This window comes from Edwardsiella tarda ATCC 15947 = NBRC 105688, from assembly GCF_003113495.2.
Lineage (GTDB): Bacteria > Pseudomonadota > Gammaproteobacteria > Enterobacterales > Enterobacteriaceae > Edwardsiella > Edwardsiella tarda.
This window is the reverse complement of sequence record NZ_CP084506.1, coordinates 1,584,007-1,598,965: the sequence shown is the minus strand read 5'-3', so window position 1 is coordinate 1,598,965 and position 14,959 is coordinate 1,584,007. Positions and strand designations below refer to the sequence as shown.

Below are 14,959 nucleotides of genomic sequence, written 5' to 3'. Positions count from 1 at the left end.
CAACGTCACGAAATAGAGACCCTACCCCATCACGCCACGCTCTCAATTCGGTACGATACGCCGCAGGATGCCGAAACGCGCCATCAGCCATAGCGTCATCAGCGCCGATGCGTGGATCAGGGTATTGCTCAGCCAGGCATGGTGCCACAGGCCAAAGGTGACCCACTGGCTGATCGCGAGCACCACATACAGGTGCAGGATAAAGACATAGAGCGAGTTCTGCCCCAGCAGGATAAAGAACCAGCCGCAGAGCCCGTTAATCGGACGCCACAGGTAATCGAGGATCAGATACAGGGTAAGCAGCAGACAGGCATCGTTGATCACCCGTAACAGCCCCAACTCATTTTTCCCCGCTAACACATTGTTGATGTAGTCGAAACGGTAGTCGGGAATGAGATGTAGGAAGAAACGTGCGGGAATAAAGGGGTTAGTATTGTTCTGCATCACGAACATCAGTAGCAGGAAAATGACGACCATCGCCCCCATCGTCCGCTTACCCGCCTCGCTCCTGGCCAGCGATTGCAATTCCTGTTTATACCAGCCACACATCATCCCCAAGATATAAATAAACTGCCAGGCCAGGAGTGGAAAGGCATACTCAAACTGGGCGCCGGTGAGGTTAACGGGGTGCAGCTGATAGGCAATGTAGATCTCCAGCGAGATGACGAACAAGGCTCCGGCGTGGCGGCGATGCAGCAACCAGACCACCAGTGGCGTCGCCAGCAACAGATAGAAATAGAGCCCGAGGATCTGGGTCTGTTGCGGCCCGATCTGAAGGAACAGGATCTGGTTAAACCATGCCTCACGCGCCTGGGCGGCGATGGGATACAGGGCATAGGGGATCTCGTCGTGCCGCTGGACGAAATGCGTCACCTCGAAAGTATTCAACCAGGGCAGTTGGCTCAACACCAGAATCGAGACGATGATGACCAGGTTGACCACGTACAGGGTGGCGGCGCGGCGCAGGAGCGAATAAGAGACCGTCACCATATCCTGATGCTGCAACTGACGCCGTTTGGTCTGGCCGAGGACAAAACCGGACAGAATGACGAAAATCTCGGCCCCGGTGGTGAAACCGAAACGCTCCGAGGTAAACAGGTTAAAACAGGAGATGATCTCCACATGGGTCACGATCATCAGCAACAGGGCGAGCCCCCGCATGAAGTCAATACGCCGATCGCGCGGGCCCTCTGCCACATAGCGCCAACGCTGTAGCCACCCTCCGCTCTCCTGCTCGCGTCCGCGCCACCCCGCTATCCACATCATCCTACCGCCCATTCAGCGCCGAGGCCCTGTCGGCCACTCCTCTTGCAGTGTAGAAACAGTCGGGCTAAAACGCCAAATCCGCTGATGCCGCCTAGGCCGCTAATCCGTTGAATCTTGGCTTAAAGCGTGATCGATACAGTTTTCTTGTCGCCTTACGCGCCTGCGCTACACTGATTAATACCAGCGAGATCGCGGTAACGTGGAGCCAGGGAGACTGCCATGTATTTTTATTTTTCTCCATTTGAGAAACGCCGTCCCCCCGCTCCCCTCGCCCATCATCCCGGCGTCGAGTTTCTCTGGCAGATGCTGATCATCGCGGCGCTGCTGCTCGGCGCCAACTATATCCGCTGGCGTTGGATGGATTCGCTGAATTATGAGGCGCTGTGGTACGCCGTCCCGCTGGCGCTGGCCGAAACGCTGGCCTATATCGGCACCTGCCTGTTTACCTTCAACCTCTGGCAAACCCGTGATCCCCTGCCGCAGCCGGCACCTGACGACATCACGCAATGCCTGGCGCAGGCGGATGGCTTGATGCCGCGCCCCCTCAAGGTCGATCTGTTTATCGCCACCTATTCGGAAGATCCCGAGCTGGTGCGCCTCTCCATCCAGGATGCCAAGCGGCTGGTCTACCCCCATCCCCTCGACTACAAGATCCACGTGCTGGACGATGGCCGGCGGGAGACGATGCGTCAGGTTGCCAGCCAAGAGGGGGTAAACTACCTGACACGTGACAACAATGCTGGCTTTAAGGCCGGAAACCTGCGCAACGGCATCGAGCAGACCGACGGTGATTTCATCGTCATCTGCGACGCCGATACCCGGGTGTTTCCCACCCTATTGAGTCACACCCTGGGCTACTTTCGTGATCCTAAGGTCGCCTGGGTACAAACGCCGCAGTGGTTCTACGATCTGGCGGAGGGGACGCCGCTGCCCCACTGGCTGGCGCGCCGGGGCGGACGATTGGGCCAATGGCTGGGGCGCGGCATCGAGCGACTGGTCGGGCCGATCCGCGTCGGCGAAGATCCCTTTCTCAACGATCCGCAGATGTTCTACGACATCATTCAGCGGCGGCGTAACCGAGCCTATGCCTCTTTTTGCTGCGGCGCCGCCTCGATCCACCGGCGCGAGGCCATCATGCAAACCGCGCTGCGCCAATACGCCTTGGACATCGAGAGCGAGATCGCCCGCTACACCGACGATATCGCCAACCCGCAGCTACGTCAGGATCTGCAGCAGGCCATGCTGCCGCACGTCGCCTATGACATGGAGTTGATGCCCTACCGTTTTCATGTCTCCGAAGATATCTACACCTCGATCATGCTGCATGGCGACCTGGAGCACCCTTGGCGTTCGGTGATGCATCCGCAGATCGAATCCAAGATGCTATCGCCGCAGGATCTGCAGACCTGGATGATCCAGCGCTTCAAGTATGCCGCTGGCTCCCTAGATATCTTGCTGCACGACGAGGTCCTCTTCAGCCGTCAACTGCGCCTCTCCTGGGCGCAGAAGTTGCTCTACGGCGCCACCTTCTGGTCGTATCTGGCCTGCACCTGGAACCTGATCTTCCTGATCGCCCCGTTAATCTACCTGTTTAGCGGGATTCCACCCCTGTCGACCTACTCCACCCCCTTTTACCTCCATTTCGTTCCCTACCTGGTCCTGTGCGAGCTGGCGTTTATGTTCGGTACCTGGGGGATCTCGGCCTGGAACGGTAAGGCCTCCTATCTGGCGCTGTTCTCCATGAACCTGCGCGCGCTGGATAACGTGCTCCGCGGCGAAAAGATCCGCTTTCGCGTCACCCCGAAAGAGCGCCAGCAGGGTAACTTCCTGGCACTGGTCAAACCGCAACTGGCGATCGTCATACTGACCTTACTCGCCTTGTGCTGGGGTGCCCTACAACTGGCCTGGGGCAACATCGTCGACCCCTCGGGCTACATCATCAATATCTTCTGGAGCGTGATGAACATCCTGGCGATGATGCCGATGATCCTCGCCGCGCTCTGGCAACCGCCGGCCCATGATAGCGACGCCGACGCCGCTGACAGCAGGGAGTGCTGAGATGGCACTATCGACCAATTTACTCCGGGCCAGAAGCTACATCGCCACCCTGTGCGGCTTCCTATTGGCATTGGGCATCGTACTCTATGTCGAGCGCCATCAGCCGCCTCCCGCCATTCCCCTGACACCCCAGAACCTCGGCACCGATTTTCCCGCCCTGCCGCCGGCGCGGGCCCTCAGCTTTCAAGAGGCGATTGGCGCACGTATCGCCTGGCAGTATTTCGTCAACAATACTCAAGCCAGTGGCCTGGTTAACGCCCTGGACCGGCAATCCTATGTCAGCCTGTGGAGCATCGGCGATCAACTGATGGCGACCCTGGCCGCCGAGCGATTAGGGATCATCAGCCGTGCCGAGTTCGATCGCCGTCTCACGGCGACGCTACAGGCCTTGGCCACCCTGCCGCTCTCCGCGCGCCAACTCCCCTGGCAGTACTATGACAGCATCAGCCTACGGCCCTATCCGCAGCAGGATGAGGGGGGCATTACCTGGTCCGCCGCCGACATCGGCCGCTTGCTCAGCGCGCTACAGGCCTGTCGTAACCACTACCCCGAACAGGGGGTGGCGATCAATCGCCTCCTCTCCGGCTGGCAGTTAGCCCACCTCTTTCAACAGCGCCCCTATGCCCCCTATGCCCTGCGCCACGCCCCACGCTGGCGGCTGATCAGCCGAAGCGGTGCGGCGGGGCTGGGTTATCGTCTCTATCTACAGTCGGCCCTGAGCGGTCTGGCGCCCAGCGCGGGCATCATCCTGCAACAACCGCTGAGCGGGCAGCGTACCATCGATGTGAATGGGGTCATCCAGTCCGATGATGACCAGATCGATGCGACGGCACTACCTTATGATGAGGTGATCACGCTACGCGCCACCCGCCACCCGCTGATCGTGATGGCCCCCTATCTCTTGTCTGCGCTGGAGTATGGTTTCGGACTGGATAATGCGGCCGTGACCTGGCGCATTATCCAGGCGCAACAGAGCCGTTATAACCCCCAGACTGGTAAAAACTTCATCTTCGATGCACGCGAGGGCGCCGCGCCTTCCGCGCTAACCGGCGCGCTCACGCCACCGGGCCAGGTGTTGCAGCTCTCGACCCAGGCCGCCTTCGGCTGGCATGCCCTCTTTGACTCGCCGTGGAGCACCCTCCTGCGCCAACAGGTTCAATCGCTGCCCGTTCCCGGTCGGGGTTGGCGTGATGGGGTACGCCTCGACGGCACGGCCAGTCCGGTGTTAAGCGCCGCGACCAACGCGCTGATCCTGGAAAGTCTGCTATACCAGATACAGGGGCCGCTTTTGTGTGCCTACTGCCAGTCTCCCGATGCAACGCTCGCCACCGGCACGACGAGCGTACAGACGCAATGATGCGATAAGGAATGCCTATGTCACTGCCAACGTCAAACTCCGCTTCTCTCTTACGCCTGCTAGGCGGGCTGTGGCTGACGCTACTGCTGGTGCTCCTTGCGCCCGCGACACAGGCCAGCGACATGAGTATTCTACCGGCGGCCGGTTACCCGGCACGGCATGGCGAACTGACTGCGCAAGAAATGGCGGTGGCGCAGAAGGCCCGGGCCTACTTCGTCACCAACTACCAACCGACTACCGGCCTGGTGAACGCCGCTAACGCCTATCCCTCTACCACCATGTGGGACACGGCCTCCTACCTTGCGGCGCTGGTGGCGGCGCGTGAACTGGGGCTGGTGAATAAGAGCGAGTTCGATCAACGGATGATCAAACTGCTGGCGACGCTGAATAACCTGGCGCTGTTCCAGAATCAGGCGCCGAACAAGGCTTACAACACCATCACCGCCCAAAAGGTTAACTATATCAACCAGCCGGGCGAGATCGGCTTCTCCGCATTGGATCTGGGGCGCATGCTGATCTGGCTCAAAATCGTCAAGGAGCGCTACCCGGAGTACGCCAACGATATCGACAACCTGGTGCTACGCTGGGACTTCAGCCATATCATCGATCCCTGCGGCACGCTGTATGGCGCGATACTCGACGACAAAAATCAACCCCTCTATGTTCAAGAGGGGCGACTGGGGTATGAAGAGTACGCCGCCGCCGGTTTCCAGCTGTGGGGCTTCAATACCTGCCAAGCCTCTCGTGCCGAGCCCTATCAATTGGCCGATATCTACTGTGTCCTGGTGCCCTACGACTCGCGCGATCCGCGCCCGACCCAGCAACACAACTATGTCACCACCGAGCCATATGTGCTGTACGGCATGGAGTTAGGTTGGAATAAGGCCAGCACGCCGGCCGCGGGCAACGACGCAGAGACCCACCCCTGGATACATGACTTCGCCAACCGGGTCTATCAGGCGCAGGAAAACCGTTATCAGATCGCCGGCATCGTCACCGCCCGCTCCGAGCATCAATTAGACCGCGCGCCCTACTTCGTTTACGACACGGTCTTCTCCGATGGCTACGATTGGAACACTCTCACCGATAAGGGGGTCTACACCCCAGAAGACGCCGCCGTCTCGCTAAAGGCGGCGCTGGGGATGTGGGCGCTGTGGCAATCGCCTTACACTGATCTGCTATTCAATACGATTGAGAATGCCAACGATGCCACGAAGGGGTTCTACGAGGGGCTATACGAAAATGGCAGCGGCCCGATCAAGGAGTTCACCGCCAATAACAACGGAATCATGCTGGAGGCGCTCCTGTTTAAGAAACAGGGTCACCTGCTGCCGCCACGGCCAACCGGCGCGGACGACCACGTGCCGGTGCCATCATTATGGGAGAAGACGCTGCTCAATGCCTTCGACGAGAGCAACCAGGCGCGTAGCCGCCCCTTCCTAGCGGCCACGCCTAAGCAAACCAGTTGGTGTAAACAGCAGGGGATCGCCCTACGCAACGCGCCGGCCTGCCCAAGTTGTCAGTGTGCGCAGTGTACCCTCGATGCCCCGATTCAACTGCCACTGGTCAGCGCCTCATGCTTAAAACCCTAACCGGTCTCGCCATCATCGCCGTGCTGGCGCTAACCGCCTGGCTGCTGCCGGGCGGGGTCGCCCCGCTGGATAATGCCTGGCGCTACCTGAGTCACGGTGGCTGGCATCACGCCGGACGCCTGGGCGCCCTCAGCCTTGAGGAGCAACGTTGGGCCGCCATCGCCTGGCGCTACTTCCAGAACAATAACCAACCCGCCAGCGCGCTGGTCAACGGCCAGGATAACTACCCGGTGATCGGCAGCGGCCAGATCGGCGACACCCTGGTAGCGTTGGTCGCCGCGCGCCGGCTAGGGCTGTTGGATGAGGCGGGATTCGATCAGCGCCTCTCCACCCTGCTGGCCACCCTCAGCCGTCTGCCGCTTACCGAACAGGGACTCCCTAACCGCTACTACGACACCCAGCATCTCACCATGGTCAACGCGGCGCATCAGCCCAGCGGCGACAGTTGGTCGGCCGTCGGCATCGCACGCCTGCTGCTGGGGTTGCGCCTGGTCACCATCGAGGCACCGCAGTACGGTGAGTTTGTCGATCGTCTGCTCCTCGGCTGGAACTTCTGCCCACTGCTCGATGCGCAGGGACGGCTATTGGATGGCGAGCGGCGAGATGGGCGCTGGCAAACCCAGCCCATCACCGATGTGGCGCAGAGCCAGTATGCCGCCGCCGCCATGGGGCTATGGGGCTTCGATGCCCAGCGCAGCGCCAATCCCCCCTATAAGACGATCATCATCGGCCCGAACCAGGTCGATGTCGGCACGCGCGACCCACGCCTGGGCGGCGGTAACCTCAGCGCCGATGGCATCCCCTACCTGCTGGCCGGGCTAGAGTTCAACTGGACGCCGCCGGGCAAGGCGGCGCTCTCCCTGCACGACCTACGCCAACGCGCCCAGGCGGTCTACCAGGCGCAGGCCTGGCGTTGGCAGAGCCAAGGCGTACTCACCGCGCGCGCCAGCTATGTGCTCAACCAGGCGCCATGGCGCGTCGATAACGCGATCTTCGCCAACGGCTATCCCTGGAACGTCCTCACAGAGACGGGGCAATATCGCCCCGAGCTGGCGCTGATCGCCACCCGCGCGGTATTCGGCCTGTGGGTACTGTGGGACAGCCCCTACACCGACGCCCTGATGCGGCTGGGCCGCTTCCCGTACGACGAGCAACGCGGCTGGTATGAAGGCCGTTTCGAGAATAACGCGCAATACAATCCCGCGCTGACCCTCACGACCAACGCCATGGTGCTGGAAGCATTACTGTATAAGGTGAACAACGGCCCGCTGATCCCCCGCTTGCCGGCGGCCAAGGGATATCTGGATAGCCTGTTACGCGAGCCCCTTAACTGGCCACGCCATTGTCTGCCCCAGGAAGGGCGCCAACCTTAAGCCAAGGAGTCGTCATGTCCCGTTGTCCGTCCCTCCCGAGCGCACTGCTGCTCATCCTGATCCCGCTGACGGGTACGACACAGACCTTGAGCCTGAACGGCGCCTGGCGCACGCATGACGCCAATCCCCCCTTCGACACGCTCGCCACCCTGCCCGCGTCGGCAAGCGCCTGGCGGACGCTGCGCGTACCGGCCAACTGGTATAGCCAGGGCCTGGATCACCAAGGCGCACTCTGGTATCAGCGCGAGTTTACCCTACCCCCCTTGGCCGCCGATCGCATGGCGACGCTGATCTTTAACGGCGTCGATTACCGCGCCGATGTCTGGCTCAATCGCCGTTATCTCGGCGCTCATCAGGGCTACTTTCAACGCTTCGCCTTAGATGGCAGCGAGGCACTACAGCGCCATAACCGCCTACTGGTGCGCGTCGACAGCCCATTCGAGGCGCCGGGCACGGTTTGGCCGTTACACAAGCAGCTCATCAAGGGAGTCTTAAACCAGCATGATACGCGCCCCGGCGGCGCCTGGTCACCGCAGGGGCAAGACGCCAACTCCGGCGGGATCTGGCAGCCCGTTCGCCTGAAGATCAGCCGACGCGCCGCCATCGATAATCTGCTACTGACGCCGCGGTTTTCCGCCGATGGCCGCCAGGCGACGCTCAATCTGCGCCTGGACTATCGCGCCCAGGCCGCCATGCCCGCCACCCTCACCTTGCGCATGATCCCCTATAACTTCGTCGGCCGTCACTACCGCCTGACCTTGCCGGTGACGCTGCAACGCGACGGCACCCTCGAGGCGCAGATGGCATTGCCGCGCGTCACACGCTGGTGGCCGGACGGTTATGGCTACCCGGCGCTCTATCAGGTGCGCGTCGCCCTCAACGACGATCACGGAATGATGGATGACGTGCAGCAGGTCACCGGGATCCGCCAATTCCGGCAAGATGTCGCGACACAAGCCTGGTATATCAACGGCAAGCGCATCTTCCTACGCGGCACCAACTACATCGCCTCCCCCTGGCTCGGCCAGGTCAGCGCCGCCGACTACCGGCGCGATCTGTTGCTGATGAAACGCGCCCATATCAATACGGTGCGTATCCATGCCCATGTGGCGGGCCAAGCCCTCTACCGCCAAGCCGACGAGTTAGGCATGATGCTCTGGCAGGATATGCCGCTACAGTGGGGCTATGACGACTCGCCCGCCTTCGCCGCCGAAGCCGCCCGTCAGGCTACCGCTCTGGTGCGCCAGTTTGGCTCCCACCCCGCCATCATCGTCTGGGTGGGACAGAATGAGCCCCCCTTCAATGCTCCCTGGATGAAGGAGATGTTCGCCGACTGGCAGCCTAACCTCAACCGCCAGCTCGCTCAGCGTGTCGCCGACGCGCTGGGGCAGGATAGCTCACGCGGACTGCATCCCTGGTCTCGGGTCGACGAGCACTTCTGGCAAGGCTGGTACTTCGGCAAGATCAGCGACGTCTTAAAGCCCGCCTATCGCCCGATCATCACCGAATTCGGCGCCCAGGCGTTGCCCGCGTTGCCGACGTTGATGACCATCATCCCGCCCGCCGACCGCTGGCCTGCCAGCACCGATCCTCGCGATCCCGCCTGGCGCGTCTGGATGTATCACAACTTCCAGCCGAGCAATACCTTCGGCCTGGCGGGTGTCAAGCGAGGAAAGGATCTGGCGAGCTTTATCTATAACACCCAACTGAATCAGGCGCACATCATCCAACTGGCCGGCGAAAGTTATCGGCGGCAGCGTTTCCGCCCGGTCACGACCCTGATGCAGTTCATGTTCAGCGAGAGCTGGCCCTCCATGAATTGGGCCGTGGTGGACTATACCCGCCAACCGAAACCGGGCTACTTCGCCCTACAGCGCGCCTTCCAGCCGATCCTGCCCTCCATCGAGCCGATCACCCTGACCTGGCGCGTCGGCCAACCGGGACACGCCGCATTGTGGGCGATCAACGACACCTGGCGTGCCCATCCCGCCAGTCGACTGGTTTGGCAGCTGCGTCAAGGCGGGGTCAGCCTAGAGCACGGTGAGTTGCGCTTCGACCTGCCCGCCGACAGCGGGCAGAAACTGCGCCAGATCCAGGCGACACCACGCGATCAGCAAGATCTGTGGCTCTACGCCACCCTGTACGATGCCCAGGGCAAGACCTTAGGGGAGAATAGCTACCGCTTCGAGGTGGCCGCGCCCTGACACAAACCCGCCGCCTCACGGTGGGTTAACATGGCGATGCCCCACTCGGGTGAAGAGCGCCGTGGCGAGCGTTAATCGTAGCGCCGATCGGCGCTACGCCATCCATGACGTCATGTGACGTACCCGCCAAGGCGCGCACCGTCAACGCACCGTGCCGCTAGCGCCCTGACGCCGACCCATTGCCACGTCGTCGCTTAAAACGGTAGTGTCCAGCTTACGTTGATGGTGCCTTGGCGGAAGTTGGCGTTGCGATCGCTACGCCAGGCGTAACGGGTACCGCTGTAGTTACCGTAAGAGATGGAGAGATCGCCGGGCTGATAGCCGGAAACATAGCCGAAGCTATAGTTATAATCGGAGTCCCAGGGCTGCTGCTGCGAGCGATCGGGGTAATAGAAGGCTGATAGCCGGAAGAAAAAATGCTGCTTCAAGGTATAACCACAACTCCCCAATAAGGCACTTTTCCCCCGTTTCATCTGATTATCTTGTAGGGAATAGTAACGCGGTCCATAGCTATAACCCACCTGGCAGGTCAGGCTATCTTGCGGAAAGATCAACAGATGTTTATTCCAGCTGTCCGGCAAGGCAAACTTATAGGCGGCGGTAATGGTCCCCTGCTCAATATTGGTGCGGCGCTGACCCTGCTGAGGATAAAAATGGTTATTATCGCCGTAGTTACTGTAGACCAAGCTAAAGGTGCCGGGATGCCAGTCATCATAACCAAAGCTATAGACAAAATCGGGGCGATAGCGATTGAGATGCTGTAACGGCACGCGCACCGTCATATTGGCAAAGAAATAGCTTAACGGTGAGTATTGAAAGCTGGCCAGCATGCGCTGATTGACGATATTGCGCATCTCGCTCTGCTCACTATTCAACGGTACGTTGAGCCATTGGTGAGAGAGTGGCGTGCTGTAGGTCAAGGCGGTAGAAAAACGCGCCTCACTACCGGAAAAGAGACGCGCCCAAGGGGTAGTAAAGATTTTGACAGGCGCTTGTTCCGCTTGACTCGCAGCGCCCAGCGCCAACCCTGGGCTAGCGGCTAATAAAAATAATACAATTACGCTACGATAAACTTGCTTATCCATGGTGTTATCCGACATCGATCCGCCGTCATGTTCCTTACCGTAAGGATAGATAACATTGTGGCCACCCACCAGCTCAGCGCCAATAAAATCACTCTCTCATCATCATCTTAGTCTGCCAGCAACCCCCCATAGGAATAAGCGTAAGAAAATCCATTTCAAGCCACTTTACTGATGGCGTATCGGCACAATGCAGAGCGATTAATCTTTCCTATACTCAAAGAAGCGTGCTCACGAAGAGCCAATGGCGGGCGGATTATGTTTATAAAATACTTTATTATCGGCATACTCAATACGGCCATCCATTGGTTGGTTTTTTTTATCCTGCACCTACAGGGACAGCTGTCACAATCGTTCAGTAATCTATATGCCTTTGCTGTCGCGGTTACCTTCTCTTTTTTCTGCAATGCGCGTTTTACCTTTCGCGATCGTCCTACACTGAAGCGTTATCTCCTGTTTACCAGCTTTATGGGCGCCATCAGCTGGCTAACGGGAGATGTCGGCGATCGCCTGGCGCTTCCCCCGCTTGCGACGGTCGTCGTCTTCTCGCTCATCAGCCTGATCATGGGCTTCTTCTACTCTAAATACATCGTGTTCCGGAGTAAGGCACAATGAAAATCTCCCTGGTGGTTCCGGTATTCAATGAAGAGAGCGCGATCCCGCTGTTTCACCAGGCGGTACGTCAATGCGACGATCTGGCGCCCTATCGCATCGAGATTGTGTTCGTCAACGATGGTAGCAGCGATCAGACCGAAGCAGTTATCGCGCGCCTGATCGACGATGATCCGCTGCTGGTGATGGTTAACTTCTCACGTAACTTCGGCAAAGAGGCGGCACTATTCGCCGGGCTGAAATATGCCAGCGGCGACGCCATGATCCCGATCGATGTCGATCTCCAAGACCCCATCGAGCTGATCCCGCAGATGATCGCCCGCTGGCGTAACGGTGCGGATGTGGTTCTGGCCAAACGCATCGATCGCAGCTCGGATACCCTGATGAAGCGCCTGACCGCCAGCCTCTTTTACCGGGTTCATAACCAGATCGCCTCGACACCGATCGAGATGAATGTGGGAGATTACCGGCTGATGAGCCGCCAAGTGGTCGATGCGGTACTGATGCTGCACGAACGTAACCTGTTTATGAAGGGACTACTCAGTTGGGTCGGCTTCAAGCCCGCCATCGTGACCTACACCCGCCACGAACGGGTGGTCGGACGCAGTAAGTTTAACTTCTGGAAACTGTGGAACCTGGCGCTGGAGGGGATCACCTCCTTCAGCACCATCCCGTTGCGCCTGTGGACCTATATCGGTACCTCGATCGCCGGCTTCGCGCTCTGCTATGCGCTGTATGTGATCATCAAGACGCTGATCTTCGATAACCCGGTGCCCGGCTATCCCTCCATCATGGCCGTGATCCTCTTCCTCGGCGGCATTCAACTGATCGGCATCGGCGTACTCGGCGAGTATATCGGACGGATCTACGTCGAAACCAAGCAACGCCCCCGTTTTATCGTCAAAGAAATCAAGGGTAAAAAATGAACAGCATGCTAAGACGCCCACTCTCCAATCGGGATGCCTTCCTGTTAATCGCCGCGATCCTGCTGTTCTACGTGCTGCCGCTCATCCTGGCTAACGTCTACTACCGCGATGATACCGAACGCATCCTCAACCCGGCGGCGCCTTGGTACACCCTCGGCCGACCCGGCGCCGATCTGCTGATGCGTCTGTTTACCTTTAACCTGTATGAGTTGACCGACAGCGCGCCGTTGACCCTGATCCTCGGCGTCCTGTTCTTCGCCTGGACCCTGACCTGGGTCGCACGCCGTGCCGAGCAACCGCTCAGTTTTGCCGCGCTGTCACCCTATATTCTGTTATTCTTCAACCCATTCTTCCTGCAAAACCTCTCCTATAAATACGATAGTTTCCCGATGATCATCGCGCTGGCGCTCTCCACGCTAGCCTTCTTTTTCCCCCGGGATCGCGGCCTGCTCAGCTACCTGATTCCGACGCTGCTGTTGTTCGTCGCACTGACGCTCTACCAGCCCTGCGCCAACATCTTCATCGGGTTATATGGCGCCAATCTGATGATCAACTTCTTTAAAAACGGCCAGTCCCCTTGGCGTGAGACGCTATGGGTCGGGGTGGTATTACTGGTTACCAACTCGCTCTATGTCTTGATCATCGACCACTTATTGGCCTTGGGCGGCGGTAATCGTGGGAATATGATCGGGCCGCAGGATGCCCTCTACTGGCTGACGCAAGATTGGCTAATGCTGAAGAAGCTGCTGACCTTCGTCCTCAGCCGTGAACTGAAGTTCCTGTTTTACCCCGCCCTGCTGTGCGTACTCTGGGTCTACCTCCTACGCCTCCAGCAGATGTGGCGCGACGATGTACAGGGCCTAAACGGGCTGATCTCCTGGCTGATTACGCTCTGCTCGCCTCTAGTACTCTTCTTCGCCCTGCTCGGCCCATTATTCTTGCTGAAAGAGGGGGTAACCGACGTCCGCGTGTTATGCGGCTTCTCCGCCACCCTGTTCCTGTTCGCCCACGCGCTCTATCAAGTGGTGATGCGCTACCGGCCCAACTGGAGTTGGCTATGTATCTTGCCCCTGTTCTACTTCCTCGCCTTCAGTTTCCAGTATGGCAACGCGGTTAAAAACCAGCGTGACTATGAGGCACGCATCTTCGGGTGGCTAAGTTATGACCTGATCGCGCTCAACGCCACCGCCCACGGGAAGATCCTGGTGAATAACTATCCGGATACCGCGCCGGTAACACAGAAGATCGTCGAACATCAGGCGCTGATCGACATGATGTTCAGTCCGGCCTATAACTGGACCGCCCGGCGTATCATCGCCTCCTATGGCCTCAACAATGTCGATACCGGTTGGGGGCCGGACTACCGCGACAAGTTGAATGCCCTCTGTGGTGCCAGCACGCCGCCCTTGCGCGATAATAAATTCTACGCCATCTACTCATTCAATAACGACACGCTCGTCTGGTTGAAAAATAAATATTTCTCCGTCTGTGGTAAACCCCACTGACCTCGTGTGTTAGCCACACCTCATCCGCTAAATACTGCCTGGCAATCGCCGGGCAGTATTCACAAAACCCAGCCAAAAGAAAAACGGGCGAGGCTAAATCCACCGCCCGCTATTGATATAGGCCAGCAGCCAGGAGCGGAATAAAAAAAACACCGGCCTAAGCGGTGGCATTGATAATACCCCATAGGGGCGAACTAAAAGCCCTAACAAAAGGCGCTGCCGACTCAGAGCGCGTTAAGTCCAACGACAACAAGGCGAAGCCAAAATCGGTTGCTGAGTACCTTCCTAGACCGGGGTTTATGCAGAAATAAAAATTTATAAATTAGTTACATAAAAAAAATTGCCCGGCGCGCAGCGAGCACGCGACACTCATCTGGCTAATACTTGCGAATAATAACAATATGACCTGCCGCGTGATACGCCAACCAGCGCATCGCCAGGCAGGCCGATGATGTCACACAGCACAGCGCGACCGCCAACGGCGGCGCCAAGGAGATCGTATGTTGATCCGTCAAGCCCAGGTCAGCGATGCCGAGCGCATCAATCCCCTATTTATCGCTTATCGTCAGTTTTACCACACCCCCTCCGATGCCGCGCAGACACTGCACTACCTACAGCAACGCCTGCGCAACGGCGAATCGGTGATCTTCTACGCCGAAGATGAGCAAGGGCAGTGTGTCGGTTTCACCCAACTCTATCCCCTGTTCTGCTCTCTGGAGATGAAACGCACCTGGCTGCTCTATGATCTGTTCGTCGATGCACAGGCGCGTCGTCATGGCGTCGCCGGATTGCTGATGCAACGCGCCGAGGCCTTCGCCCGCGAGAGCGGCGCGGCCTTTATCGGCCTGGATACGGCGACGGATAACCACGCCGCCCAGGCGTTGTACCAGGCGCAGGGCTATTGCCGTGATACCGCCTTCTACCACTATCAGTTGAATCTGTCAGCGTCATCCTAACGCACCCTAACGGTGGGGCGGCCCCATC

11 protein-coding genes are annotated in these 14,959 nt (G+C 59.0%); 9 read left to right on the top strand and 2 right to left on the bottom strand.

The genetic code is table 11. The features are described from left to right. Positions 1-42 precede the first annotated feature (42 nt). Positions 43-1,266, bottom strand: a complete 1,224-nt coding sequence (opgC, locus tag DCL27_RS07410) for an OpgC domain-containing protein (RefSeq protein ID WP_097364727.1) — start codon at positions 1,264-1,266, stop codon at positions 43-45. Positions 1,267-1,485: 219 nt separating this feature from the next. On the opposite strand from opgC, the gene DCL27_RS07405 reads away from it, so the two are divergent. The 5 genes from DCL27_RS07405 to DCL27_RS07385 are packed head-to-tail and all read left to right on the top strand — an operon-like array spanning position 1,486 to position 9,850. Further along, positions 1,486-3,324, top strand: a complete 1,839-nt coding sequence (locus DCL27_RS07405; protein ID WP_035598064.1) for a glycosyltransferase — start codon at positions 1,486-1,488, stop codon at positions 3,322-3,324. Position 3,325: 1 nt separating this feature from the next. Continuing rightward, complete coding sequence (locus DCL27_RS07400) at positions 3,326-4,681, top strand: DUF3131 domain-containing protein (protein WP_035598068.1); 1,356 nt, start codon at positions 3,326-3,328, stop codon at positions 4,679-4,681. A 17-nt stretch (positions 4,682-4,698) separates the two neighbouring features. After that, positions 4,699-6,273, top strand: a complete 1,575-nt coding sequence (locus tag DCL27_RS07395) for a DUF3131 domain-containing protein (RefSeq protein WP_228594492.1) — start codon at positions 4,699-4,701, stop codon at positions 6,271-6,273. Further along, positions 6,258-7,646 carry a DUF3131 domain-containing protein gene (locus DCL27_RS07390; protein ID WP_035598071.1) on the top strand — a complete coding sequence of 463 codons (1,389 nt, stop codon included), beginning with the start codon at positions 6,258-6,260 and terminating at the stop codon, positions 7,644-7,646. The genes DCL27_RS07395 and DCL27_RS07390 overlap by 16 nt, the downstream gene beginning before the upstream one ends. Before the next feature lie 14 nt (positions 7,647-7,660). Next, positions 7,661-9,850 carry a glycoside hydrolase family 2 protein gene (locus DCL27_RS07385; protein ID WP_035598073.1) on the top strand — a complete coding sequence of 730 codons (2,190 nt, stop codon included), beginning with the start codon at positions 7,661-7,663 and terminating at the stop codon, positions 9,848-9,850. A 194-nt stretch (positions 9,851-10,044) separates the two neighbouring features. On the opposite strand, the gene DCL27_RS07380 is transcribed toward DCL27_RS07385, so the two are convergent. Next, positions 10,045-10,935: a hypothetical protein gene (locus DCL27_RS07380; protein WP_035598075.1), complete on the bottom strand. Its 891-nt coding sequence runs from the start codon at positions 10,933-10,935 to the stop codon at positions 10,045-10,047. A gap of 255 nt (positions 10,936-11,190) precedes the next feature. Here DCL27_RS07380 and DCL27_RS07375 point away from each other — a divergent pair, with 255 nt between their 5' ends. From DCL27_RS07375 to DCL27_RS07360, 4 genes are all read left to right on the top strand, one after another. Continuing rightward, positions 11,191-11,547 (top strand): GtrA family protein, encoded by a 357-nt coding sequence (locus DCL27_RS07375; protein ID WP_005286713.1) that lies wholly within the window; start codon positions 11,191-11,193, stop codon positions 11,545-11,547. Next, positions 11,544-12,470 carry a glycosyltransferase family 2 protein gene (locus DCL27_RS07370; protein ID WP_005286716.1) on the top strand — a complete coding sequence of 309 codons (927 nt, stop codon included), beginning with the start codon at positions 11,544-11,546 and terminating at the stop codon, positions 12,468-12,470. Before DCL27_RS07375 ends, DCL27_RS07370 begins: the two co-directional genes overlap by 4 nt. Positions 12,471-12,475: 5 nt before the next feature. Continuing rightward, entirely contained in the window at positions 12,476-13,975 is a 1,500-nt protein-coding gene (locus DCL27_RS07365) for a glucosyltransferase domain-containing protein (protein ID WP_223931133.1), read from the top strand. Between the two features lie 500 nt (positions 13,976-14,475). After that, positions 14,476-14,931 carry a GNAT family N-acetyltransferase gene (locus DCL27_RS07360; RefSeq protein WP_005294070.1) on the top strand — a complete coding sequence of 152 codons (456 nt, stop codon included), beginning with the start codon at positions 14,476-14,478 and terminating at the stop codon, positions 14,929-14,931. The last annotated feature ends 28 nt before the right edge of the window (positions 14,932-14,959 follow it).